Below are 23,650 nucleotides of genomic sequence, written 5' to 3' on the forward strand. Positions count from 1 at the left end.
CCGATGCCCGCATTGCGCGGGTCACGGCGGCCGCCGATTATGCGGCTATAGCCAATGTCGATCTGGTTATCGAAGCCGTCTACGAAAACCTCGAACTCAAGCAGGCCATTTTCCGCGAACTGGACGGCTTGCTCAAACCTGAAGCCATTCTGGCCAGTAACACCTCGGCACTGGACATCGACGCTATTGCCGCGGTGACTGGTCGGCCACAACAGGTCCTGGGCCTGCATTTCTTCAGCCCGGCGCACATCATGAGACTGCTGGAAATCGTCCGGGGTGCCAAGACCGCACCGGCGGTCATCGATGCGGCCTTGGCGTTGGGCAAGCGCATGGGCAAGGTCAGCGTAGTGTCGGGCAATTGCGACGGCTTCATCGGCAATCGGATGCTCAATACCTACGTGCTGGAAGCCCGCAAGATGCTGCTGGAGGGCGCTTACCCCCATCAGGTCGATGCGGCGCTGCAAGGCTTCGGTTTTGCCATGGGGCCATTCCGTATGTTCGACGTGGTTGGCGTCGATCTGCAATGGCGCGCCCGGCAACTGTCCGGGGTGGGGCAGGATGCACCAGAGGTGCAGGTGGATAACCGTCTGTGTGAACAGGGCCGTTTCGGTCAGAAGAGCGGCAACGGCTACTACCACTATGAACCGGGCAGTCGTCAGGCTGAGCACGATCCGCAGGTGGATGCGCTGGTGCTGGAAGTCAGCGAGGGATTGGGCTTTCATCGCCGCGAGATTAGCCCGGAGGAGATTCTGGAGCGCTGCCTGCTGGCATTGGTTAACGAGGGCGCGAAGATTCTTCAGGAGGGGATCGCGGGATCGGCTCACGACATCGACCTGGTGTACCTCAACGGCTACGGGTTCCCGGTGGACAAGGGTGGGCCGATGGCCTGGGCGGATCAGCAGGGGTTGGCGGATATTCATCAACGCCTGATGGCGCTGGAGACCCGCCAGGGTGATCACTGGAGCCCGGCGCGGTTGATTGGGGATTTGGCGGCGGTGGGCAAGGGGTTTACTACCGCTGATTGATGTGGCGCCTGACACGGCGCCTTCGCGGGCAAGTCGGATCGCGAAGAACGATAACTCGGTTTCGCCTCAGATGGCGAGCAAACTCAGGAACCAACACAGATGCCCCAACGCTTCGAATTTCCGCACTTCCAACCCATCACCACTCGCTGGCACGACAACGACGCTTACGGTCACGTCAACAACGTCACCTATTACAGCTTCTTCGACACGGCGGTGAACACCTACCTGATCGAAGTCGGTGGCCTGGACATCCACGATGGCGAGGTGGTGGGTTTCGTGGTGAGTTCGGCCTGCGATTACTTTGCTTCCATCGCGTTCCCGGACCGGATCGAGATCGGCTTGCGAGTGGGGAAGCTTGGCAACAGCTCGGTGCAGTATGAACTGGCGGTGTTCAAGGTCGGGGAAGATGAGGCGTGTGCCGCCGGACGCTTTGTGCATGTGTTTGTCGACCGGGCGTCGAATCAGCCAGTGGCGATTCCGGCCGTTTTACGCAGTGCGATGGAGCGACTGCTGGTTTGAAGCAGGCAAAAAAAATCGCAGCCCTCGGGCTGCGATTTTTATCTGTCACTTAAACCTTACCGGTATCAGTGACGATGATGGCGATGCTTACGATGGCCATAGGCATGACCGCGCCCCGGGTGGCCATCACGGTAGTAACGACGGTCGTGGTCACGATAGGAACGACGGTGATCATCATCGTCGTCATCATCAGCTTTGTTGCCCATGTAGTTACCCAGCGCGCCACCGGCGCCGCCGCCTGCCGCGGAGCCGATCAGGCTGCCGGTGGTGCCACCCATGCTGCGGCCGACCACGTTACCGCCTGCTGCGCCCAACGCGCCACCAATGGCTGCTTCGCCACGGCTGCGTTTGTCTGCGCCAACTGCGCTACCACCCGCGCCGCCCAGGGCCGCGCCGATGGTGGAACCTGTACTGCCGCCAAGCGATTGGCCGACGACCGAGCCCAGAACCCCGCCCAATGCGCCGCCCACACCTGCTTCGGTGGTGCCGCCAGCGGAGGCCATGCCACTGACCAGGCCAAGGGACAACAAGAGAATCGAGGAGAACTTCATGGAGGAACCTCAAGGGGATGACGACGCGATCCTGAGGCTGTGTACTGGGCGTGACAATCGAAATCCGACGAGTAACACGACTTCAGCACATTTCTATAAGTTACTGTTTTTTGGGCGGAACTTAATGGTTTTTCGCCGGTCTTTTACTACTTCGGATAGGCCGTTTTCATGAGAAAACGGCCTTTTTTGTGGGCGTTTGGAAGGTGGTTGATCATGGCCGGGACAGGTGTTGCAAGGTCATACCCCTTCGCGGGCAAGATGTCGCGTCAAGCCGATTTGGCCAGGATCAACCCTGTCTCACTCGCCGCTTCCAACCGGATCGCCACGAACTTCGACGTTGGCGTATGGCTGCCATCCCCGGTGCTTTCCAGCGGCACCAGCGGGTTCACTTCCGGATAGTACGCTGCCGCTTGCCCCGCCGGAATATCAAACGCCAGCAATGTGAAGCCTTTCACCCGACGCACAAGCCCGTCATCCCAGATCGACACGATGTCAGCCTTCTGCCCCGGCTTGAAGCCCAGGCGAATGATGTCGGCTTCGTTGACGAACAGCACGTCACGCTGCCCCTTCACTCCGCGATAACGGTCATCAAGGCCATAGATCGTGGTGTTGTACTGATCGTGGGAGCGCATCGATTGCATGATCAGGTCGGGCAACACACCGGTTGCGCGCGTGCGTTCGTGCACCAGGTCCTTGGGCAGCGCGTTAGCACGGAAATTGGCGCGCCCGGAGGTGGTGTTCCACTTGCGCGCACCGGCGCTGTTGCCGAGATAGAAGCCGCCTGGGTGCTTGACCCTCTGGTTGAAGTCCTTGAAGCCTGGAATGGTATCGCCAATCAGGTCGCGGATGCGGCCATAGTCGGCCACCAGCCAGTTCCAGTCCACCGGATGGCTGCCCAGGGTCGCTGCGGCGATGCCCGCCAGGATCGCCGGTTCCGAGCGCATCTGGTTCGACAGCGGCTCCAACTGGCCATTGGAGGCGTGGACCATGCTGAAGGAGTCTTCGACGGTCACCGCTTGCGCGCCTTCGACCTGGATGTCGATGTCGGTGCGGCCCAGGCACGGCAGGATCAGGGCGTCTTTCCCGTGGGTCAGGTGGCTGCGGTTGAGCTTGGTACTGATCTGCACGGTCAGGTCGCAGTTGCGCAGGGCCTGGAAGGTGCGCGGGCTGTCCGGGGTGGCTTGGGCGAAGTTGCCGCCCAGGCCGATGAAAACCTTGGCCCGACCTTCGGCCATGGCATGAATCGCCTCGACCACGTTGTGGCCGTTTTCACGCGGTACCTTGAACTGGAAGCGACGTTCGAGGGCATCGAGGAATGCCACGGGTGGCCGTTCATTGATGCCCATGGTCCGGTCGCCTTGCACGTTGCTGTGGCCCCGCACCGGGCACAGGCCGGCGCCTGGCCGACCGATGTTGCCGCGCAGCAGCATCAGGTTGGCGATTTCCTGGATGGTCGCTACCGAATGGCGATGCTGGGTGATGCCCATGGCCCAGCACATGATGACGTTCTTGCCCTTGGCATACATGCGCGCCGCTTGCTCGATTTCCACCAGGGACAGGCCGGACTGCTCGACGATCTGTTGCCATGGGGTTTCGTCGATGGCGGTCAGGTAGTCAAGGACGTTGACGCTGTGTTCATTGAGGAAGGCGTGATCGAACACCGCAGGCTCGCCAGCTTTCTGGGCGTCGCGCTCCCATTGCAGCAGGAACTTCGCCATGCCACGCATGATCGCCATGTCGCCGCCCAGTGCAGGGCGGAAGTACGCGGTGTTGGTCGGTTTGTCGCCGTTGGTGAGCATTTCGATCGGGTGTTGCGGGTGCTGGAAGCGCTCCAGGCCGCGCTCTTTCAACGGGTTGATGCACACCACCTGGGCGCCGCGCTTCACCGCTTCACGCAACGGTTCGAGCATCCGTGGATGGTTGGTGCCGGGGTTCTGGCCCCAGACGAAAATCGCATCGGCGTGTTCGAAGTCGTCGAAGGTCACGGTGCCTTTGCCGACGCCGACACTTTGTGCCAATGCCACGCCGCTGGCCTCGTGGCACATGTTCGAACAGTCGGGGAAGTTGTTGGTGCCATAGGCGCGCACGAACAGCTGATACAAGAAAGCCGCTTCGTTACTGGCCCGGCCCGAGGTGTAGAACTCGGCCTGATTCGGGCTCGACAAGCCATTCAGGTGTTTGGCGATCAGCGCAAAGGCAGCGTCCCAACTGATCGGCTTGTAGCGATCGGTCTCGGCGTCATAGCGCATCGGCTCGGTCAGCCGGCCCTGATACTCAAGCCAGTAGTCGCTTTGCTCCAGCAGCGAAGTGACGCTGTGTTTGGCGAAAAATTTGGCGTCGACGCGGCGTTTGGTCGCTTCCCAGTTCACCGCCTTGGCGCCGTTCTCGCAGAACATCACCATGCCGCCTTCCTTGGAATCGCCCCAGGCGCAACCGGGACAGTCGAAGCCGCCGTTCTTGTTGGTCTTGAGCATCATGCGCAGGTTTTTCAGCGCGTTGTCGCTGGTCAACCAGGCTTGGGCGACACTGATCAGTGCGCCCCAGCCTCCGGCCGCGCCTTTGTAAGGCTTGTAGCGAGGGACGGGTTTCTGGTCGGCTTGACGGTGTTGACTCACGCTTGGTTCTCCAACGCTGGGCTGTAGACCCGCGGCGCATTCTTTTGTGGCAGATGAATGAGATTGAGGTTGTGGCGACGGGCCCATTGCACGGCGAGCCCGGTGGGCGACGATAGGCTGACCAGGGTCTGGATGCCGGCGCGCAAGACTTTCTGGATCAATTCGAGGCTGCATCGACTGGTGACAATCGCCAGCCCGCCAGCCGTCGAAATGTTTTGGCGGATCAAGCCGCCGATCAATTTGTCGAGGGCGTTGTGTCGGCCGATATCTTCCCGACCCAGCAACAGTTGGCCTTGGTCGTTCATGAACACGGCCGCGTGCACCGCCCCGCAGTGCTGGCCAAGCGGCTGGAACGCACCGATGCGCTGACGCAGGCCCTCGAGCCATTCGGCCGGTGGCAGGGGCGCGCCGGGCAATACTTCGAGTTCGGGCAATGCCTGCTCGACCGCTTCCACGCCGCAAAGCCCGCAACCGCTGGTACCGGCCAATTGCCGACGCTGTTGCTTGAGGTTCCAGAACGCGCGATTGGCGATGGTCACTTGCGCGTACTGCGCCGAGCCGGATCCGCTGAGTTGCAGGTCATAGATGTCCGAGGCGTCCTGGATAATGCCGCTGCCCAGACTGAAGCCGACGATAAAGTCTTCCAGGTCCGTGGGCGTCACCAGCATCACCGCCTGGCTGATGCCGTTAAAAGCAATCGCCAGCGCGACTTCCTCGGCCAGCGCGGTGGTGGCTGATTCCGAGTACTCAAGGTTGCTGTAGCTGTATGTCTGACTGGCGTCGGGCGCAGGCGTTTCGAGGGCAGGCGCCGCGCAGGCTGGGCGCTTGGCGTTCATGGCATCACCGAGGGTTTGATCAGCTTTAAGACTAGGCGTGACAAGTTGTCACGTCTAATCGCTATTACTGATCTACCGATAGATGCCGTCGATCAAGCGCCGGTCAATGATTGTTGATAGATCGCGAAACAGGCTTCCGCCAGGGCCGAACGTGGCGCGCTGCGGCGCATGATCAGCCCCAGCCGGCCGAGGGTTTGGGCGTTTTCGATCGGTTGCAGGCGCAAATGATCGGTCAGTTCTTCCAGGCCGCCGTCCAGTGGCATCACGGCGCAGCACAGGCCGCCGTGCACAGCTTGTAACAGTTGATGCACGGCATCGGTTTGCAACAAAGGCTGCGGGTTGAGGCCACGGCTATGGAAGTTGTGGTCGATGGACTGGCGAAAGTGCATGCCGCTGGTGAGCATGCCCAGGGGCAATTCGATCAACGATTCCCAACTCAGTGGCGCTTCGCCGAAGCTGAAGAAACGCTGGTCGTAGAGCAGGCCCATGCGGGTTTCACTGAAGGCCAGGGAATCGAAGCGCTCGGCATCCAGGCGTTCGAGGTAGGACACGCCGAGGTCCAGGCGGTTGTTCGCCAGCTGTTCGAGGATCTGCTCGGAACTCAGCGCCGAGAGTTCGAAGCGCAGGTTCGGGTGTTCCGCATGCAGGCGTTGCAGCAGTGGCAAGGGGTCGAAGCTCGACAGCGGAACCACGCCCAAGCGCAAGGTGCCGACCAGGTTGCCACGACAGGCGGCCGCCTCGGCGTACAAGCCGTCATAGGCCGCCAGGACGGTGCGTGCCCAGGCCAGCACCCTTTCGCCAGGTGCAGTAAAGCCTTCGAAGCGCTGGCCGCGATTGACCAACGGCAGATCGAGTTCTTCTTCGAGGCTGCGCAGGCGCATGGACAGGGTCGGCTGGGTGATGTGGCAGCGTGCGGCGGCCTGGCCGAAATGGCGGGTTTCATCCAGAGCGATGAGGAATTTCAGCTGCTTGATGTCCATCTTCGCTCCTGGGTGCGGGAAGGGGCTGATTCTATCGCAAGCGGCGTCATTGGTCGGGTTGGATTGGCAAATGACTGCCGTGGTCTAGGCTTTTGCGTCTGGAACCCGAAACCCAAGGAGAGCGAAACGATGAGCCTGTTCAGTTTTCTCAAAGAAGCCGGTGAAAAGATCCTCGACGCGTTGACGCCGGACAAGGCCGAAGCCAACAGCGAAGCGTTGACCAAGCATGTGCAGAGTGCGTTGACGGGGATCGATACGTCCAAGATTCAGGTGAAGGTCGAGGGCGATAAAGTGATCGCCACAGGTGAAGCGAGCAGTCAGGAAGAGAAAGAAAAGATCCTCCTGGCGCTGGGCAACGTTGCCGGGGTCAGCGGTGTTGACGATCAGATCACGGTGACCGGTGGTGTGGCCCCGGCAGCGAAATTTGTAACGGTCGAGAAAGGCGACACGCTGAGCGCGATTTCCAAGCGTGTGTATGGCGATCCGAACAAATATCAAAAAATCTTCGAGGCCAACAAGCCGCAGCTCAAGCATCCGGACAAGATTTATCCAGGCCAGGTGTTGCGGATTCCTGAATAAGAATCCGAACCGTGTGATGGCCTTCGCGGGCAAACCACGCTCCTACAGATCCTGTGTCGTTCACGCATCATGCGAACGACATGGATCCTGTAGGAGCGAGGCTTGCCCGCGAAGCAGTCAACACGGTCTCAAAGCCCGGTAATCAAATCCCGATAATCCCCGACCGCCGCAAATTCCGCCGTGTCCTTGGGCCCTTTGCGGCTGTCCGGCTCTTTCACCGCCAACAAATGCGCCACCCCGAATTCCCGGGCACTGCGCAGGATCGGCAGGGTGTCGTCGATAAACAAGCTGCGCGCCGGGTCAAAGTCGATGTCGGCCTGCAAGGCTTCCCAGAACTGTGGATTTTCCTTGGGGAAACCGTAATCGTGGGAGCTGATCAATCGCTCGAAATACGGTGCCAGCTCGATTCTTTCCAGCTTCAATGACAGCGAATCGCGGTGCGCGTTGGTGATCAGCACCACGCGTTTGCCTGCACGCTTGATCGCTGCCAGAAAGGTGTCCGCGTCCGGGCGCAGGGCGATCAGGTGAGCGGTTTCCAGTTTCAGTTCGCGCACGGGTAGTTTCAGTTCGGCACTCCAGAAATCCAGGCAATACCACTGAAGCTGACCGGCATTGCGTTCAAACAGGGGGTGCAACTCCATCTCGGCCATGGCCCGGCTCACCCCGTGCAGCTCGGCGTAGCGCTGGGGCAGGTGCTCCAGCCAGAAATGGTTGTCGAAGTGCAAGTCCAGCAGCGTGCCGTCCATGTCCAGCAGAACGGTATCGATGTCGTGCCAGGGCAGCAGGGACATAAAAAACTTCTCCAGCGGTAAAAAAAGGTATCCGGGGACAACAATCAGGATAGGCCGGGTATAGTAACCCGCTATCGCCCAGGAGCCGCTCATGCGCCAGAAACCCACCATCCTCGCCCGCGAGATTGTCGCCACCAGCCGTTTGTTCTGCGTCGAGGAGCTGAAGCTGCGTTTTTCCAATGGCGTGGAGCGCACCTATGAGCGGTTGGTCGGCAAGGGCGCAGGCTATGGCGCCGTGATGATCGTGGCAATGCTCGATGCCGACCATGCCGTACTGGTCGAAGAGTACTGTGGCGGTACCGATGAATACGAATTCTCGCTGCCCAAAGGCTTGATCGAGCCGGGCGAAGACGTACTGGCGGCCGCCGAGCGCGAGCTCAAGGAAGAGGCCGGTTATGGCGCGCGGCAGCTGGAACATCTGACCGAGCTGTCGTTGTCACCCGGTTACATGAGCCAGAAAATCCAGGTGGTGTTGGCCACTGACCTGTACGAAGAGCGCCTGGAAGGTGACGAGCCGGAGCCGATGGGCATGGACAAGGTCAACCTGCGCGAATTGTCGGCGCTGGCGCAGAACCCGAAGTTCACCGAAGGCCGTGCCTTGGCGGCCTTGTACCTGGCCCGTGACCTGCTGATTCAGCGCGGAGTGTTCCAGCCATGAATTTTCCCCATCCATTGATGGCGCCGGTGGTCGAGCTGGCATTGAAGGCCGGCGAGGCGATCCTGCCGTTCTGGCGCATTGGCACTGCCGTGACCGCCAAGGCAGACGATTCGCCGGTCACCGCCGCCGACCTCGCCGCCCACCATGTGATTCTGGCCGGGCTCACCGCACTGGACTCGAGCATTCCGGTGTTGTCCGAAGAAGACGCCAACATCCCGCAGAGCGTGCGCGCCGGATGGCAACGCTGGTGGTTGGTCGACCCGCTGGACGGCACCAAGGAATTTATTTCCGGTAGCGAAGAATTCACCGTCAACATCGCGCTGATCGAGCAGGGGCGCGTGGTATTTGGCGTGGTGTCGATGCCGACTAACGGGCGTTTCTATGTCGGGGGTGCCGGTCTCGGCGCGTGGCGTTGCGATCAGGGTGGTACGCCCGTGGCGATTCAGGTGCGTGATGTACCGGGCCCCGGCCAATCGTTCACCGTGGTTGCCAGTCGTCGCCATTCCAGTCCTGAACAGGAACGCTTGCTGGCCGGGTTGGGCGCCAGCCTGGGTGATCTGGAACTCGCCAATATCGGCAGCTCCCTGAAATTCTGCCTGTTGGCCGAGGGAGCGGCGGATTGTTATCCACGGCTGGCGCCGACTTCACAATGGGACACGGCGGCAGCGCAAGGTGTGCTGGAAGGGGCGGGTGGCGAGGTGCTGGATCTCGATGGTGCGCCGTTCTGTTATCCGGCCCGGGAATCGCTGCTGAACGAATTTTTCCTGGCACTGCCGGCCAAGGCTGCGTGGCGGGAACAGTTGTTGGCGCTGGCGCGAAGTTAAGATCGAAAGATCGCAGCCTGCCGCAGGCTGCGATCTTTTGCGTTACCGGTGCAACACGTATTGCCCGACAAACTTCACCGCATCCTCATCGCTACCCGCGTTCACCACCCGCGTATGCAGGACCAGCCGCGCCCGTCCGTAACGCTGGTACATCGCCAGGAATTTCTTCCATACCTGCGCACTCGGCGCCTGGCAAATGGCATGTGCATCGCCGGTCACTGGCAGCGGGTAGTTGATCTGCCCTTCCTGGATAACGATGTGTCCGTCGGTCATCCCTTCTTCTTTCAGGCGCAGATGCAACCAGCCCCAACCGGCCAGCACCGCGCCGCAATACAGGCTGCCGCCGAACATGGTGCTCTTGTGGTTGACGTTGGCGTCCAGCGGCAAGTACAGGCGCAGTTGTTGATCGTGCCAGTCGAGCACCTTGAGGCCCATGTCCCGGGTGAGGGGAATGTCGTGATGGAGGACGGATTCCAGTTGACGACTGTCGCGGCTCATTCAGCGGCCTCTTGTTTGAAGTGGGAGTGGGCGCGACTCAATCGAGGTCGTCGCCGTGGGTGGAGGCGCCGCTGTCGGCGAAGCTCAGGCCGTGCTTGCGCAATTTGTCATGCAAGGTCTTGCGTGGAATGCCCAGCGCTTCGGCGACGCTGCGCACGGAGCTGTGCGAGCGCGCCAGTTCGGCGGCTATCAGGGTTTTTTCGAAGTTTTCCACTTGCTCGCTTAATCCGCCGCTGACCATTTCGACCGTCGTGCCAGCCGTGCCTTGCACCTCGTTGTTGTCCAGCGCCAGTTCCAGGCCCAAGGCGAAGCGTTCGGCGGCATTCTGCAGTTCGCGCACGTTGCCGGGCCAGGTGTGGCGCAACAGCAGGGCGCGTTGCCCGGGTTGCAGTTCATGCGGCGGCAAGCCGTGGCGGGCGCTGGCTTCATCGGCGAAATGCTGGAACAGCATCAGCGCATCTTCACCGCGTTCGCGTAGTGGTGGAATGCGCAATGGCGCGACGTTCAGGCGATAGTACAAGTCGGCGCGGAATCGGCCCTGATCGGCGGCCTGACGCAGGTCTTCCTTGGTGGCGGCGATGATACGGATGTCCAGCGGGATCAGTTGATTGCCGCCCAGGCGTTCGACCACACGCTCCTGCAGCAAGCGCAGCAATTTCACCTGGACATCCAGGCTCATGCTTTCGATCTCATCGAGAAACAACGTGCCACCGTTGGCAAATTCGAACTTGCCGATGCGGCGTTTCTGCGCGCCCGTGAAAGCGCCTGGCTCATGGCCGAACAACTCGCTTTCGACCACCGACTCGGCCAGTGCCCCGGCGTTGATCGCCACGAACGGGCCATTGCGTCGACTCGACAGGTCATGCAGCGCGCGGGCGACCACTTCTTTACCGGCCCCGGTCTCCCCGAGGATCAGCACGTCCGCCCGGGTCGCCGCCAGGGCGCCGATTTGTTCGCGCAGGCGCAGCATCGAGGGCGACTGCCCGACCAGGCGTGTGCTCAGTTCATTGCGATCGCTCAGGGCCAGGCGCAGGCTGCGGTTGTCCAGCACCAGTCGGCGCAAGGCCAGGGCGCGGCGCACGCTGTCGAGCAGCGCGTCGCTGGCGAAGGGTTTTTCCAGAAAGTCATAGGCCCCGGCGCGCATGGCTTGCACCGCCAGCGGCACATCGCCGTGGCCGGTGATCAGCAGCACCGGCAGTTCCGGGTCCTGGGCGTGGAGTTCGGTGAGCAGTTCGATGCCGTCCATGCCCGGCATGCGGATATCGCTGACGACTACACCCGGCCAGTCGCGCTCCAGTTGCGCGGCCAGGCCCTTGGCTTCGGCCAGCGGCAGGATCTTCAGGCCTGCCAGGTCCAGGGTCTGGCTCAAGGCCTGGCGCAGGTGGGGATCGTCGTCGATCAACACGACCTGGATGCGGTTGTCGATGGTCATGCACTTCGGTCCTCGGACGGTTGCAGGCTCACACCGGGTGCGCCTGCGCGTAGCTTCAGGGTAATCAAGGCACCGCCCTCCTTGTGGTTGGCGAACGACAGTTCGCCGCCGAAGGCGCGCATCAGGGTCTCGCAGATCGCCAACCCCAATCCAAGGCCCTGGGTGCGGGTCTTGGTGGTGTAGAAGGGCTCGCTGGCGCGGCCGAGGGCCTCCAGGCAGAACCCGGGGCCGTTGTCGCGAATGTACAGGTTGACGCCTTCGGCCGTGGATTGGGCACTGAGCCAGAGTTTACGCGGCGGGCCTTTTTCCGTCAGGGCATCCAGGGCGTTGGCCAGCAGGTTGCCCAGCACCTGGCGCAGGCGGGTTTCCCCGGCCTCGACCCACAAAGTGGCGGCGGGCAAGTCGCGGATCAACTCGACTTCCATGCTGCGTCGACGCTTGGCCAGCAAGGCCAGGGCATCGTCCAGCGCCGGCTGCAGGGCGACGCTTTCCGGGGCATGGCGGTCGCGCCGGGCAAAGGCGCGCAGGTGAGCGATGATCGACGCCATGCGCCCGGTCAATTCGCTGATCAACTTGAGGTTGCCACGGGCATCGTCTGTGCGCTGGTGGTCGAGTAGTACTTCGGCGTTTTCCGCGTAGCTGCGGATGGCTGCCAGCGGTTGGTTGAGTTCGTGGCTGATGCTCGCCGACATCGTTCCCAGGGCCGAGAGCTTGCCGGCCTGCACCAGGTCATCCTGGGCGCGAACCAGCTCTTGCTGGGCCTGTTCGCGCTCCAGCACTTCCTGCTTGAGTCGGCGGTTGAGGCCCTCAAGATCACTGGTACGCTCGGCCACCCGGCCCTCAAGTTCACGCCGGGCCTTGGCTTCGAAGGCGATCCGTTCCAGGTAGTGACGGCGGCGTTGCATCATCAGGCCGAGCAACAGCATCAACACCAGCAGCGCCGCGCCACCGATGGCGACCACGGTGCGCACCGGACGATCGATCAGGGTGCGCGGGGCGAGGATGCTGACGTTCCAGCCGGTTTCCGCGATCGCCTGGGTCTGGGTCAGCCAGGCGTTGGGGTTGAGCTTAAGCGGCTTGGGCTCGCGGGTGGGGTAGGGCTGGATCGCGGTGATGGCCTTGCGCTCCTCTTCGCTCAACTCACGGGTCGAACGAAAACGCCATTCCGGCCGCGAGGTGAGGATGACCACGCCGTTGTGATCGGTCAGCAGCAGTTGCTCCGGGGTTTTACCCCACAGGCTCTCGGTGTGGTCGAGGTCAACCTTGACCACCAGCACGCCGGTGATTTTCTCCCCCTCGCGCACGGCGGCGGCGAAGAAGTAACCACGTTTGGCGGACGTGGTGCCCAGCCCGAAAAATCGCCCGAGCCGCCCGGCCATGGCTTCGCTGAAGTACGGCCGGAAGGCAAAGTTGCGGCCGACGAAACTGTCGTGCTTGTCCCAATTGGAGGCGGCCAGGGTCTTGCCCGTGGTGTCCATCAGGTACATGACTTCGGCGCCGGTCTGGGTGCTGATGTTTTTCAGCAGACGATTGGCGTTGCCCTGGGTGACGCCATCGTCCGGCGCGCCAAGCACGGCGCGCAGGGCCGGCAGGTCGCCGAGGATCTGCGGCAGCACTTCATAGCGGTGAAGGGTGCCCAGCAGGTTGGCGACGTAGAGGTCGAGGGTCTGGCGATTCTGGCCAGCCAGTTCGCTGCGGTAATAGCGCTCGGCCAAGTGCTCCAGTGGCCACAGCAACGGCGCCAGGCACAGCGCGAGCAGGGCCAGGCTGCGCCAGCGGGGTCTGCGGGGAAGGGTCGGAGTCATGAGCATCGAGCGCCTGTGGGTACAGGTACATTATGCCTAGGCTTGCCGACGCAGTCTGCGCACCTTGGGGCCGGTGCGAGCGGTGTTTCAGTCGAAGACGTCGGCGTCCTTGAAAAATGCCGCGGCCTGGTCCCTGGCCGACAGTTGCGGCGCTGTATCCAGCGGCCAGTCGATGGCCAGGTCAGGGTCGTCCCAGCGAATGCTGCGTTCGGCCGACGGGTTGTAGTACTCAGTGGTTTTGTAGAGAACTTCGGCGAAATCACTCAACACCAGGAAGCCGTGGGCGAAACCCTTGGGGATCCATAGCTGGCGACTATTCTGGGCAGAAAGGCGTACCGCCACCCACTTGCCGAAATGCGGCGAGCTGCGCCGCACGTCAACGGCTACATCAAGGATTTCACCGGCGCAGACCCGGACCAGTTTGTCCTGGGTATTCTCCAATTGGTAATGCAGCCCACGCAGCACGCCTTTTTGCGAGCGCGAATGGTTGTCCTGAATGAACTGGGTGTTCAGGCCGGTGGCTTCCTTGAAAACCTTCGCGTTGAAACTTTCGTAGAAAAAACCACGTTCGTCACCGAAAACCTTGGGCTCGATGATCAAAACACCGGGCAGGTCGGTGGTCACAACATTCATGGGTTTCTCCAACGATGGGCATTGATGGTCGCCATTCTTGCCCAGAGGTGCCAGTCAGGGCGAGCGTCATGTGCTTTTTTCTTCGTGGTTGGCCGATCCAGCCGCTTGCCGGCCGGCTGAAGGGGGGTTGCGTATCGGCTCGTGCAGTGGCGATATAGGCGCCTAATAAATTTAACACCTTCATTGAAGAGGTCTGTTTCATGCCGCTCGCCACGTTGATTCATCGCGCCAGTTTGCCCAGCCCGCAAGTGTCTGCGGAGCAAGCGCTTGAGCTGTTGCAGGAACATTACGGGTTTGGCGGAACGTTGCAGGCCCTTGGCAGCCAGCAGGATTTGAACTACCGCGTCGACAGCGACCAAGGCCGCTTTGTCCTGAAAATCTGCCGGGGCGACTATTCGGCGCTGGAGCTGCAAGCCCAGCATGCCGGGCTCAAGCATCTGGCGGAACATCCCGACGTGCACGTGCCGCGTGTGATTGCGGCAAAAAACGGGGCGGACCTGTTGTCCCTGGAGGTCGCTGGCCAAGCGGTGCATGTGCGTTTGCTGGATTACATCGAGGGCCAGTCCCTGACGCACCTCGAATACTTCAATCGCACGGTGGTGGCCGGTTTTGGGCGGTTGTGCGGTGAAATGGACCTGGCACTGGCGGATTTTGATCACCCGGGCCTGATGCGAACCCTACAGTGGGACGCGCGCCACGCCCATGCACTGATCGCGCACTTGCTGCCGGTCATCAAGGATGAAACCCAGCGCCGGCTGATCGTTGAAGCGTCCGGGCAGGCCGAGCGCCATTTGGCGCCGCTGCAAGACAAGTTGCCGGTGCAAGCCATTCACATGGACATCACCGACGACAACGTGGTCTGGCAGCGAGATGCGCAACGTCATTGGCAACTGCAAGGTGTGATCGATTTCGGCGATTTGATCCGCACCTGGCGCATAACCGACCTGTCGGTGACCTGTGCAGCGTTGCTGCACCATGGTGAAGGCGATCCGTTCTGCATTTTGCCAGCGGTGCAGGCGTATCACGCGGTCAATCCGTTACAGCATGAAGAACTGCTGGCGCTGTGGCCGCTGATCGTCGCCCGCGCGGCGGTCTTGGTGCTCAGTGGCGAACAGCAGGTCAGCATTGATCCGGGCAATACCTATAGCCGCGATAATCTGGTCCACGAGTGGGAAATCTTCCGGGTGGCCACATCGGTGCCGTTGGCGCTGATGGAAGCGGCGATCCTGTCGGCCGTTGGGCAGAACCTGCCTGGCATTGGCGGCGAAGGCTTTGCGCCGCTGCTGCCGAGCCTGGTGGGGCGTGAGTTTGCGTTGATCGACCTGGGCGTGCTCAGCCCGCATTTCGAGGCTGGTAACTGGGAGCAGGAAGGCATCGATCAGCGCCTTCTGGACGAAGCCGGCGCCGTCCACGGCCTGGCGGCCAGTCGTTACGGGCAATACCGTTTGTCCCGCACGCGCCCGGACACTGCCGGCGAGCCGGACACCTGTCCCTTGCACGTCGAGTTGCGCGTGCCCCACGGCACGTCAGTCGAAGCGCCGTTTGCCGGAGTGGTGCACCAGCCGATGCCGGGGTTGCTGCAACTGGACGGTCCGCAACTGAGCGTGCGGTTGTGGGGTGTCACGCCATCGCTGCACAGCGGCGCTGCGCTGGTCAAAGGCCAGGTGCTGGGTTCGGTCAGCGGGCCGTTGATCGTGCAGCTGTGCCGTGGAGCATCGTTTACCGCGCCGTTGTTTTGCACACCTTCACGTGCAGACGCCTGGCAAGCGTTGTGCCCGTCGCCAGCGGCGCTGCTGGGGCTGGCTTGCGATGCGCCAGAGGAACTTGATTCACAGACCTTGCTGGCCCGTCGCGACGCCAGTTTCGCCCGCACGCAAAAACACTATTACTTGGACCCGCCGCGCATCGAGCGCGGCTGGCGCAACCACCTGATCGACATGCAGGGCCGCTCTTACCTCGACATGCTCAACAACGTAGCGGTTCTCGGGCATGGCCATCCGCGCATGGCGGCGGTCGCCAGCCGTCAGTGGTCGTTGCTCAATACCAACTCGCGGTTCAACTATGCGGCCGTGGCCGAGTTCTCCGAGCGCTTGTTGAATTTGTCACCGAAGGGCATGGATCGGGTGTTCCTGGTCAACAGCGGCAGCGAGGCCAACGATCTGGCCATTCGCCTGGCGTGGGCCTACAGCGGCGGGCGCGACATGCTCAGCGTACTGGAGGCCTATCACGGCTGGACAGTCGGCGCGGATGCGGTGTCGACTTCAATTGCCGACAACCCCAAGGCGTTGGAAAGTCGCCCGGACTGGGTACATCCCGTCACCGCGCCGAACACCTATCGTGGCGAATTCCGCGGCCCTGACAGCACGTCGGACTACGTGCGCAGCGTCGAACACAACCTGGCGAAAATCGCCGGGCAAAAACGTCAACTGGCCGGTTTCATTTGCGAACCGGTGTACGGCAATGCCGGTGGCATCTCGCTGCCGCCGGGTTACTTGCAGCAGGTTTACGCGATGGTCCGTGCCCAAGGCGGCGTGTGCATCGCCGACGAAGTGCAGGTGGGTTACGGGCGCATGGGCCATTTCTTCTGGGGCTTTGAAGAGCAGGGCGTGGTCCCGGACATCATCACCATGGCCAAGGGCATGGGTAATGGCCAGCCACTGGGTGCGGTAATCACCCGCCGGGAAATCGCCGAAGCGCTGGAGGCCGAGGGGTATTTCTTCTCGTCCGCCGGTGGCAGCCCGGTCAGCTGCCAGATCGGCATGGCGGTGCTGGATGTGATGGAAGAGGAAAAACTCTGGGAAAACGCCCAGGTCGTCGGTGGGTATTTCAAGGAGCGACTTGAAGCGCTGATCGATATTCATCCGTTGGTCGGCGCCGTGCATGGTTCCGGGTTTTATCTGGGGGTGGAGTTGATCCGCAATCGTGAAACCCTGGAGCCGGCCACCGAAGAAACCACCGCGTTGTGCGATCGCTTGCGCGAACTGGGGATTTTCATGCAACCGACCGGTGATTACCTGAACGTGCTGAAGATCAAACCGCCGATGGTGACGTCCCGCCAGAGCGTGGATTTCTTCGTGGACATGCTTTCGAAGGTGCTCGCTGAGGGTCTGTAAACACATGACCCCTGTAGGAGCGAGCCTGCTCGCGATTGCGGCCGAACAGGCATCGTTGATGTTGACTGATCCTCCGCCATCGCGAGCAGGCTCACTCCCACAGGAACGGGGATTTTAATTCGATTGTTATCGGTGTTTTTAGTGAGTATTTAGACGAAATGCATTTTTTAAGCTTCTAAAGCCGATTTTTATCGGATATAAAGTCGCCAATGCCAGGGCATGGATGAACCATGTCCGACCGTCACGCACTTGCCCGGAGATGCTTCATGAGCCGTAACGTTACTGTCGCTGCCACGCAAATGGCCTGTTCCTGGGACCTTGAAGGCAACATCGAGGTCGCTGAAAGACTGGTCCGCGAAGCCGCCGCCAAAGGCGCGCAGATCATCCTGATCCAGGAATTGTTCGAGGCACCGTACTTTTGCCAGAAGCCGAACCCGGATTACCTGCAACTGGCGACGACGGTGGAAGACAACGTCGCCATCAAGCACTTCCAGAAAGTCGCCAAGGAGCTGCAAGTCGTATTGCCGATCAGCTTCTACGAACTGGCAGGCCGCGCACGTTTCAACAGCATCGCGATCATCGATGCCGATGGCAGCAACCTCGGGATTTATCGTAAAAGCCACATTCCGGATGGCCCTGGCTACCACGAGAAGTACTACTTCAACCCGGGCGATACCGGCTTCAAGGTGTGGAACACCCGTTACGCGAAAATCGGCGTGGGCATCTGCTGGGACCAATGGTTCCCTGAAGCTGCTCGCAGCATGGCGCTGCAAGGCGCGGAAATCCTGTTCTACCCGACGGCCATCGGCAGCGAGCCGCACGACAAGACCATTTCGTCCCGCGATCACTGGCAACGCGTACAACAGGGCCACGCCGGCGCCAACCTGATGCCGCTGATCGCCAGTAACCGCATCGGTAACGAAGAACAGGACGGCTATGACATCACCTTCTACGGTTCGTCGTTCATCGCCAACCAGTTCGGCGAGAAGGTGCAGGAACTCAACGAAACCGAAGAAGGCATCCTGGTTCACACCTTCGACCTCGACAAACTCGAACACACACGCAGTGCATGGGGCTCCTTCCGCGACCGCCGTCCGAACCTGTATGGTGCTATCAAAACCCTCGACGGATCCCTGGAGTCCTGACTGCCATGACCACTTTGAACAGCTCCCCTCGCGCAGACGGCTTCTACATGCCGGCCGAGTGGGCACCCCAAACCCAGACCTGGATGATCTGGCCCGAGCGCCCGGACAACTGGCGCCTGGGCGGCAAACCGGCGCAAGCCGCACACGTGGCGGTGGCCAAGGCCATCGCCCGTTTCGAACCGGTCACCGTGGCGGTGTCCGCCGGCCAATACGAAAACGCCCGTGCCCGCCTGGACGTGCCGAATATCCGCGTGGTCGAGATGTCCAGCGACGACGCGTGGGTTCGGGACACCGGCCCGACGTTCGTCATCAACAACAGCGGCGAAGTCCGTGGCGTGAACTGGGACTTCAACTCGTGGGGTGGTTTCGACGGCGGCCTGTATTCGCCGTGGAACCGCGACTCACAGGTGGGCGGCAAGATCCTCGAGATTGAGCGCAGCTCGCGCTACCGCACCGAGGGCTTCGTGCTCGAAGGCGGTTCGATTCACGTCGATGGCGAAGGCACGCTGATCACCACTGAAGAATGCCTGCTCAACCGCAATCGCAACCCGCACATGAACCGTGCGCAAATCGAAGCGGTGCTGAAAGACAATCTGGCTGTGGATAAGATCATCTGGTTGCCGGACGGCTTGTTCAACGACGAAACCGATGGCCATGTGGATAACTTCTGCTGCTACGTGCGTCCGGGTGAAGTGTTGTTGGCCTGGACAGATGACCCACAGGACCCGAACTACCCACGCTGCCAGGCCGCAATGAAAGTGCTGCAAGGCAGCACCGACGCCAAGGGGCGCCCATTCACGGTGCATAAGATGCCGATTCCGGGGCCGCTGTATGCGACTGAGGAAGAATGTGCCGGTGTCGATCCGGTCGACGGGACTCAGGAGCGTAACCCGAGCGTTCGTCTGGCCGGCTCTTATGTGAACTTCCTGATCGTCAACGGCGGCATTATTGCCCCGAGTTTCGACGACCCGCTGGATGGTCCGGCAAAAGAGATCTTGCAGACATTGTTCCCGCAGCACGAAGTGGTCATGGTACCTGGCCGTGAACTGTTACTGGGAGGCGGCAACATTCACTGCCTTACCCAACAACAGCCAGCGCCGCACAAAGAGTGAGTGCAGTTGTAACAGCTTGAGTTAACAGCGAAAAAATTCAGGCTGGCGCTTTCGCACGCCGCACCATGCAAAGCCCGCAGTCCTTGAGGATTGCGGGCTTTTTTGTATCCGTCGGTCGGCAAATGAAAAACATTGGCATAGCTCTTGTATCTGTCGGGGGGTAAGGGGGAGGGGAGAGCTTCGATGTTCTGTCATAAACCTTGGATAAGTTAGCCGCTCAAAAACCAGGAGAGAGCGTTGAAATGAACGCCGAAGTGAATGTGGCAAGCGACAGCGAATCGCTGCAGGTCCTGGCGCACTGGTTCAAGTCCAATGGAACGTGTCAGATCAGCCAGACTGATCCGCGCCGGATGATGATCGAGCGTTACCCTGCTGGTTTATTCAGCGAGGCGGAACTGGAAGCGTTGTGGGATGTGATGGAAGGATAAGAAGAAAAACAACGGATTGATAAAGAAAAAGCGCTGCCGGGATGGCAGCGCTTTTTTTATGGGTGAGCATTTTGTGTGTGGAACTGCATCTTTGAAATAAACATTAGACCCTGTGGGAGCGGGCTTGCCCGCGATAGCGGTGTGCCAGGCAGCGAGGATGTTCGATATGCGGGCCTCATCGCGGGCAAGCTCGCTCCCACAGGTTTTTGCGGTGGTTTTAGAAACTGTAGGTTCCGGTCACCACCACGCTACGCGGCTCACCCGGTTGAATCTGCGCCGCACTGGTGGCCGACTCGTAGTACGTCTTGTCGCTGATATTGTTCAGCGCCGCGCGCACATCCCAATCCTTGTGCCTGAAGCCGGCCAAGGCATCCCAGCGGCCATAACCCGGCAACACGGTGGTGTTGAGGTTGTCGGCATAACGATCGCCGACCAGGGTCACACCGGTTTCGGCGTACCAGCCCATTTCCGGTTTCCAGGTCACGAACAGACTGCCGTTACGCTTGGCCACGTTGCTGATGCGATTGCCTTCAAAGCCGTTGTTGTCTTTCTCGATCGTTGCATCCTGAAGTCCTACGCCGCCGCGCACATACCAGTTGCCGGTCACCTTGCCGGAGGCGGTCAACTCGATCCCGCGCGAACGTTGCTTACCAGTCAGCAAGGTAATCGTCGGGTTGTTTGGATCGCTGGTACGGCGGTTGTAGAGCTCCAGCTCGTAGATCGCCAGCGTGGTGCTCAGGCGATCGTCTAGCCAGTCGCTTTTCACGCCGATTTCTTTCTGCCTGGTCAGCTCCGGGCTCAGGTCGTTGGTGTTGCCGGCCGCACCCGGGGTAATTCCGATCAAACCACCCCCGACCGGCGAAAACGTCTTCGACCAGGAGGCATAGAAGGAATGATTCTGCAGGGGGGTCCACACCAGTCCTACCCGAGGGCTGGTGCTGTGACTATCACGGTCTTCGGAAATGTCCCGCAGCTTGTTGGTCGACTCGATGTCGAATGTGTCGTAACGCAAACCAGCGAGCAGTTGCCATTGATCGTTCAGTTGCAGCTGATCCTGCACGTATACCGCACGGCTTTCGACTTCGGTGTGCGAGCTGCTGGAGACCTGCATGCGCCCGGTGTGGCGCAAATCCCGATTGGGGTTGTTCAGGTCGAGCGACGGCACCGGTGAACTGCCCGGCCCTGAAGTGGCGGCGGTGTACAAGGTCGGATCGCGGCGCTGGCTGCCGATCTCGATGCCGGTCAGCAGGCGATGCTCCAGGCCGAAGGTATCGAACCCGCCTTCCAGTTCAACATTGTTGTAGACGTTGCGGGTGGTCAGGTCCTGTTGCCAGTGTTGGCGTATGACCTTGTTGGTGCTCGGGTTGTAGCCGGTCAGGTAGGTGTTGTCGAAATCGCTGTTTAGCTTGAACACGCCCAGGGTCTGGCGCAATTGCCAGTTATCGCTGAACTCGTAGGTGAGTTTGGAGCGCAGCGATTGCGACTTGTCGTCGATGAAATCGTGCTCGCTGCCGTAGGTGGTATCGCGTCCTACGTCTGCCGGGCGGCCGTTGACCCCGGGGATGCCGCGATCCGGCGTGCGGTTGTAACGGCTGTATTCGTACTGCACCAGCCAGTTCAGGTCCGGTGTCAGTTGCCAGCTCATCGAGGGCGCGAACAACTGGCGATTGCCACTCACGCCATCGCGGAAACTGTTCTGGTCCATGTTGCCCATGTTCAGGCGCAAGCTGATGTTTTCGGATGGATCGGTGCTGAGGTCGGCGTACAGGCTGCGCAGATCATCGCTGCCGCCCTGGGCCTCGAGCGTCGAGCGGCGGCCGAACTCCGGCAGTTTGCTCACCCGGTTGACGATCCCGCCCTGGCTGCCACGGCCGTACAGCACGGCGGCCGGGCCTTTGAGTACGTCAATGCGTTCGATGTTGTGCAAGTCGCGCACGTATTGGCTGTCGTCACGGATGCCATCGAGATAGAAGTCATTGCTGGCGTCGAAGCCACGGATGCGCAGGCTGTCGAAGCGGGTGTCGGCGCCGCTGCTGACGTTGGGGATGCCACTGAGTGCGGTGCCCAGATCATTGGTGCCATAGTCGACAACGTTGGCGGTCTTGATCGAGTCGATGGCTTGAGGCACATAGCGCACCGGTGTGTTGGTGCGGGTCGCGGTGTTGGTTTCCTTCACTCGCGGGTCATCGGCATCGGCTTCGGCGCTGATGGACGTGGCAGGTAAGGTGGTAGGAGCAGCGTAGGAAAAACCGGCAGATATCAGTGCAGAAAGCCCAAGGCTGAAGGGCGTAAGGCGAAAAGGGGCAGGCATTGAAGAACGCATCCGTAGGATTTTTAGGGGTGCAACGAGAACGGCGCGAATGATAATGCTTGCTATTTACTTGTGTTAATTATTCTTGAGAGTGGTTCCTGATGGATTGTTTCCAATTGTGTCGTAAATGTTACTTTCAGGTTTTTGACGCCATTGGATGGCGTCAAACCTGCACTCGAGTTGAGTTTTCCTGCCAAGTAAATTCATTTCTTAGACGAATTTCGCCTGCTTACAGACGATTCATGAAATTGACACACCGTTAAAGGCGCGGCTACGATCCATCCAACGCCTGTGGCAGACCGCCATGACCAAATAATAATTAAAAGGCCCGCCGCGACTGATCGTGGGCGGGCCTTTTTGTTTGCGACATGAAAAAAGAGCGCGATAGCGCCGTTTCGGCTGTTCGACACAGCGCGTTTCAACCCGTAATAAGGAAAACAACATGTTGAACAAGCGAATCAGCCTGATCGCTCTGGGGATTTTGAGCGCTACACAGGCCATGGCTAACGACCAGGCCGAATCCAAGGGATTTGTTGAAGACAGCAGCCTCAAAGTGCTGCTGCGCAACGCCTACATGAACCGTGACTTCAAAGACGGCAACCCGGACAAATCCGAGTGGGGCCAAGCGGCTATCGGTACATTCTCGTCCGGCTTCACCCAGGGCACCATCGGTGTGGGTGTGGATGCCTTTGGTCTGTACGCGCTCAACCTGGAGCGCAACGAAGACCGCAGCGGCGCCCAAGGCATCGATTTTTTCAAAAAGGGTGCCAGCGGCGAACCGGCTGACGACCTGGCCAAGGCTGGCGCAGCGGTCAAATTCCGCCTGTCCAGCACCACGCTGACCTACGGCGACCAAATGCCGGTCCTGCCGGTACTGAGCTACGACAACGGTCGTCTGCTGCCGGAAAGCTACACCGGTACCCTGATCACCTCCAAGGAGATCAAGGGCCTGGAACTGAACGCCGGTCGCTTCACCGCCGAATCGCGCAAAAGCGCCGAAGGTCATGACAGTGGTGGCCTGAAGTCGATCAACGTGTTGGGTGGTAGCTACCAGTTCACCGAACAATTCAAGGCCGCGTTGTACGCCTCCGACGTCGAAGACGTGCTGAAGAAGCAATACGTGAACGCCAACTATGTATTCCCGATCGACAAGGATCAGTCCCTGACCCTGGACTTCAACGGCTATCGCACCAAGCTGGAAGATTCCTACGTTCGCGACAACAACGTCACCGGCGACGACAACAAGATCTGGAGCCTGGCAGCCACCTTCGCCACCGGCCCACACTCGTTCACCCTGGCGCACCAGCGCAGCACCGGCGACAGCAACCTGGGCTACGCCTACGGCGGCTACCAGAAGGATCAAGGTCGCGTCGGTGACGGTGGCAACACCATCTACCTGGCCAACTCCTACTGGTCCGACTTCAACGCCGAAGACGAACGCAGCTGGCAACTGGGCTACGGCCTGGACTTCAGCACCTTCGGTGTTCCGGGCCTGAGCTACAACTTCGCCTATGTCCGCGGTGACAACATCACCACCTCCACCAGCGAAGGCGGTACCGAGCGCGAAATCTTCAACCAGTTCAAGTACGTCGTGCAAAGCGGCCCGGCCAAAGACCTGAGCATCAAGCTGCGCAGCTCGATCCTGCGCGTGTCGCAGAAGTCGAGCGAGTACAACGTCAGCGGTAACGAAGTACGTGTGTTCGTGGATTACCCGATCAACGTTTTCTGATGATGGGTTGCGGTATCGAGGCCTGATGAAAGGCTAAGAAAGAAGAAGCCCCGACTGGTTCGGGGT

At 60.6% G+C, this 23,650-nt stretch carries 20 protein-coding genes; 10 read left to right on the forward strand and 10 right to left on the reverse strand.

The window, feature by feature from the left end:
* Together PMI35_RS19330 and PMI35_RS19325 are read left to right on the forward strand one after the other, a co-directional pair.
* Positions 1-1,025 (forward strand): 3-hydroxyacyl-CoA dehydrogenase (locus PMI35_RS19330; RefSeq protein ID WP_008058408.1); only part of this gene is annotated, 1,025 nt, incomplete at its 5' end.
* Positions 1,026-1,124: 99 nt separating this feature from the next.
* On the forward strand, positions 1,125-1,544 hold the full coding sequence (locus PMI35_RS19325) for an acyl-CoA thioesterase (protein ID WP_008058415.1): 420 nt from the start codon (positions 1,125-1,127) through the stop codon (positions 1,542-1,544).
* A gap of 65 nt (positions 1,545-1,609) precedes the next feature.
* Here the strand turns inward: PMI35_RS19325 and PMI35_RS19320 are convergent, their stop codons facing one another.
* The 4 genes from PMI35_RS19320 to PMI35_RS19305 form a co-directional block, all read right to left on the reverse strand.
* Complete coding sequence (locus tag PMI35_RS19320) at positions 1,610-2,095, reverse strand: glycine zipper domain-containing protein (protein ID WP_008058416.1); 486 nt, start codon at positions 2,093-2,095, stop codon at positions 1,610-1,612.
* A gap of 266 nt (positions 2,096-2,361) precedes the next feature.
* Entirely contained in the window at positions 2,362-4,710 is a 2,349-nt protein-coding gene (locus tag PMI35_RS19315) for an FdhF/YdeP family oxidoreductase (protein ID WP_008058417.1), read from the reverse strand.
* On the reverse strand, positions 4,707-5,546 hold the full coding sequence (gene fdhD / locus PMI35_RS19310; protein ID WP_008058418.1) for a formate dehydrogenase accessory sulfurtransferase FdhD: 840 nt from the start codon (positions 5,544-5,546) through the stop codon (positions 4,707-4,709). The genes PMI35_RS19315 and fdhD overlap by 4 nt, the downstream gene beginning before the upstream one ends.
* A gap of 92 nt (positions 5,547-5,638) precedes the next feature.
* The gene (locus tag PMI35_RS19305) at positions 5,639-6,526 is read right to left on the reverse strand and encodes a LysR family transcriptional regulator (RefSeq protein WP_008058421.1); all 888 of its coding nucleotides are present in this window, start codon (positions 6,524-6,526) and stop codon (positions 5,639-5,641) included.
* Positions 6,527-6,655: 129 nt separating this feature from the next.
* Here PMI35_RS19305 and lysM point away from each other — a divergent pair, with 129 nt between their 5' ends.
* On the forward strand, positions 6,656-7,105 hold the full coding sequence (gene lysM / locus PMI35_RS19300) for a peptidoglycan-binding protein LysM (protein ID WP_008058429.1): 450 nt from the start codon (positions 6,656-6,658) through the stop codon (positions 7,103-7,105).
* A 128-nt stretch (positions 7,106-7,233) separates the two neighbouring features.
* Here the strand turns inward: lysM and yrfG are convergent, their stop codons facing one another.
* Complete coding sequence (gene yrfG, locus PMI35_RS19295; protein WP_008058435.1) at positions 7,234-7,896, reverse strand: GMP/IMP nucleotidase; 663 nt, start codon at positions 7,894-7,896, stop codon at positions 7,234-7,236.
* A gap of 91 nt (positions 7,897-7,987) precedes the next feature.
* Between yrfG and nudE the strand changes: the two genes are divergently transcribed.
* On the forward strand, positions 7,988-8,554 hold the full coding sequence (gene nudE / locus PMI35_RS19290; protein ID WP_008058441.1) for an ADP compounds hydrolase NudE: 567 nt from the start codon (positions 7,988-7,990) through the stop codon (positions 8,552-8,554).
* Complete coding sequence (gene cysQ, locus PMI35_RS19285; RefSeq protein ID WP_008058442.1) at positions 8,551-9,378, forward strand: 3'(2'),5'-bisphosphate nucleotidase CysQ; 828 nt, start codon at positions 8,551-8,553, stop codon at positions 9,376-9,378. The genes nudE and cysQ overlap by 4 nt, the downstream gene beginning before the upstream one ends.
* A gap of 42 nt (positions 9,379-9,420) precedes the next feature.
* On the opposite strand, the gene PMI35_RS19280 is transcribed toward cysQ, so the two are convergent.
* The 4 genes from PMI35_RS19280 to rfbC form a co-directional block, all read right to left on the reverse strand.
* Positions 9,421-9,876, reverse strand: a complete 456-nt coding sequence (locus PMI35_RS19280) for a YiiD C-terminal domain-containing protein (RefSeq protein WP_008058444.1) — start codon at positions 9,874-9,876, stop codon at positions 9,421-9,423.
* Between the two features lie 37 nt (positions 9,877-9,913).
* Complete coding sequence (locus PMI35_RS19275) at positions 9,914-11,308, reverse strand: sigma-54-dependent transcriptional regulator (RefSeq protein ID WP_008058447.1); 1,395 nt, start codon at positions 11,306-11,308, stop codon at positions 9,914-9,916.
* Positions 11,305-13,113: a sensor histidine kinase gene (locus tag PMI35_RS19270; RefSeq protein ID WP_032831541.1), complete on the reverse strand. Its 1,809-nt coding sequence runs from the start codon at positions 13,111-13,113 to the stop codon at positions 11,305-11,307. The genes PMI35_RS19275 and PMI35_RS19270 overlap by 4 nt, the downstream gene beginning before the upstream one ends.
* 87 nt (positions 13,114-13,200) lie before the next feature.
* Complete coding sequence (gene rfbC, locus PMI35_RS19265; RefSeq protein ID WP_008058454.1) at positions 13,201-13,746, reverse strand: dTDP-4-dehydrorhamnose 3,5-epimerase; 546 nt, start codon at positions 13,744-13,746, stop codon at positions 13,201-13,203.
* 200 nt (positions 13,747-13,946) lie between these two features.
* Here rfbC and PMI35_RS19260 point away from each other — a divergent pair, with 200 nt between their 5' ends.
* The 4 genes from PMI35_RS19260 (at position 13,947) to PMI35_RS19245 (ending at position 19,544) form a co-directional block, all read left to right on the forward strand.
* The gene (locus PMI35_RS19260; protein ID WP_008058455.1) at positions 13,947-16,859 is read left to right on the forward strand and encodes an aminotransferase; all 2,913 of its coding nucleotides are present in this window, start codon (positions 13,947-13,949) and stop codon (positions 16,857-16,859) included.
* Positions 16,860-17,125: 266 nt separating this feature from the next.
* Positions 17,126-18,004, forward strand: a complete 879-nt coding sequence (gene aguB / locus PMI35_RS19255; RefSeq protein WP_008058457.1) for an N-carbamoylputrescine amidase — start codon at positions 17,126-17,128, stop codon at positions 18,002-18,004.
* A 5-nt stretch (positions 18,005-18,009) separates the two neighbouring features.
* Entirely contained in the window at positions 18,010-19,116 is a 1,107-nt protein-coding gene (aguA, locus tag PMI35_RS19250; protein WP_008058458.1) for an agmatine deiminase, read from the forward strand.
* Between the two features lie 242 nt (positions 19,117-19,358).
* Positions 19,359-19,544: a hypothetical protein gene (locus tag PMI35_RS19245; protein ID WP_008058459.1), complete on the forward strand. Its 186-nt coding sequence runs from the start codon at positions 19,359-19,361 to the stop codon at positions 19,542-19,544.
* A gap of 217 nt (positions 19,545-19,761) precedes the next feature.
* Here PMI35_RS19245 and PMI35_RS19240 read toward each other — a convergent pair whose 3' ends face one another.
* Positions 19,762-21,855 (reverse strand): TonB-dependent receptor, encoded by a 2,094-nt coding sequence (locus tag PMI35_RS19240; protein WP_008058460.1) that lies wholly within the window; start codon positions 21,853-21,855, stop codon positions 19,762-19,764.
* Positions 21,856-22,297: 442 nt separating this feature from the next.
* Between PMI35_RS19240 and PMI35_RS19235 the strand changes: the two genes are divergently transcribed.
* Complete coding sequence (locus PMI35_RS19235; protein WP_008058461.1) at positions 22,298-23,584, forward strand: OprD family porin; 1,287 nt, start codon at positions 22,298-22,300, stop codon at positions 23,582-23,584.
* Positions 23,585-23,650: the final 66 nt, after the last annotated feature.

Origin of the sequence: Pseudomonas sp. GM78 (assembly GCF_000282475.1) — a bacterium.
Lineage (GTDB): Bacteria > Pseudomonadota > Gammaproteobacteria > Pseudomonadales > Pseudomonadaceae > Aquipseudomonas.

What these genes read in the sequence shown, in the direction of transcription:
- PMI35_RS19325 (WP_008058415.1), top strand. Translation starts at nt 1,125, where the DNA reads ATGCCCCAACGCTTCGAATTTCCGCACTTCCAACCCATCACCACTCGC.
- PMI35_RS19320 (WP_008058416.1), bottom strand. Translation starts at nt 2,095, where the DNA reads ATGAAGTTCTCCTCGATTCTCTTGTTGTCCCTTGGCCTGGTCAGTGGC.
- fdhD (WP_008058418.1), bottom strand. Translation starts at nt 5,546, where the DNA reads ATGAACGCCAAGCGCCCAGCCTGCGCGGCGCCTGCCCTCGAAACGCCT.
- PMI35_RS19305 (WP_008058421.1), bottom strand. Translation starts at nt 6,526, where the DNA reads ATGGACATCAAGCAGCTGAAATTCCTCATCGCTCTGGATGAAACCCGC.
- lysM (WP_008058429.1), top strand. Translation starts at nt 6,656, where the DNA reads ATGAGCCTGTTCAGTTTTCTCAAAGAAGCCGGTGAAAAGATCCTCGAC.
- yrfG (WP_008058435.1), bottom strand. Translation starts at nt 7,896, where the DNA reads ATGTCCCTGCTGCCCTGGCACGACATCGATACCGTTCTGCTGGACATG.
- nudE (WP_008058441.1), top strand. Translation starts at nt 7,988, where the DNA reads ATGCGCCAGAAACCCACCATCCTCGCCCGCGAGATTGTCGCCACCAGC.
- cysQ (WP_008058442.1), top strand. Translation starts at nt 8,551, where the DNA reads ATGAATTTTCCCCATCCATTGATGGCGCCGGTGGTCGAGCTGGCATTG.
- PMI35_RS19280 (WP_008058444.1), bottom strand. Translation starts at nt 9,876, where the DNA reads ATGAGCCGCGACAGTCGTCAACTGGAATCCGTCCTCCATCACGACATT.
- PMI35_RS19275 (WP_008058447.1), bottom strand. Translation starts at nt 11,308, where the DNA reads ATGACCATCGACAACCGCATCCAGGTCGTGTTGATCGACGACGATCCC.
- PMI35_RS19270 (WP_032831541.1), bottom strand. Translation starts at nt 13,113, where the DNA reads ATGACTCCGACCCTTCCCCGCAGACCCCGCTGGCGCAGCCTGGCCCTG.
- rfbC (WP_008058454.1), bottom strand. Translation starts at nt 13,746, where the DNA reads ATGAATGTTGTGACCACCGACCTGCCCGGTGTTTTGATCATCGAGCCC.
- PMI35_RS19260 (WP_008058455.1), top strand. Translation starts at nt 13,947, where the DNA reads ATGCCGCTCGCCACGTTGATTCATCGCGCCAGTTTGCCCAGCCCGCAA.
- aguB (WP_008058457.1), top strand. Translation starts at nt 17,126, where the DNA reads ATGAGCCGTAACGTTACTGTCGCTGCCACGCAAATGGCCTGTTCCTGG.
- aguA (WP_008058458.1), top strand. Translation starts at nt 18,010, where the DNA reads ATGACCACTTTGAACAGCTCCCCTCGCGCAGACGGCTTCTACATGCCG.
- PMI35_RS19245 (WP_008058459.1), top strand. Translation starts at nt 19,359, where the DNA reads ATGAACGCCGAAGTGAATGTGGCAAGCGACAGCGAATCGCTGCAGGTC.
- PMI35_RS19240 (WP_008058460.1), bottom strand. Translation starts at nt 21,855, where the DNA reads ATGCCTGCCCCTTTTCGCCTTACGCCCTTCAGCCTTGGGCTTTCTGCA.
- PMI35_RS19235 (WP_008058461.1), top strand. Translation starts at nt 22,298, where the DNA reads ATGTTGAACAAGCGAATCAGCCTGATCGCTCTGGGGATTTTGAGCGCT.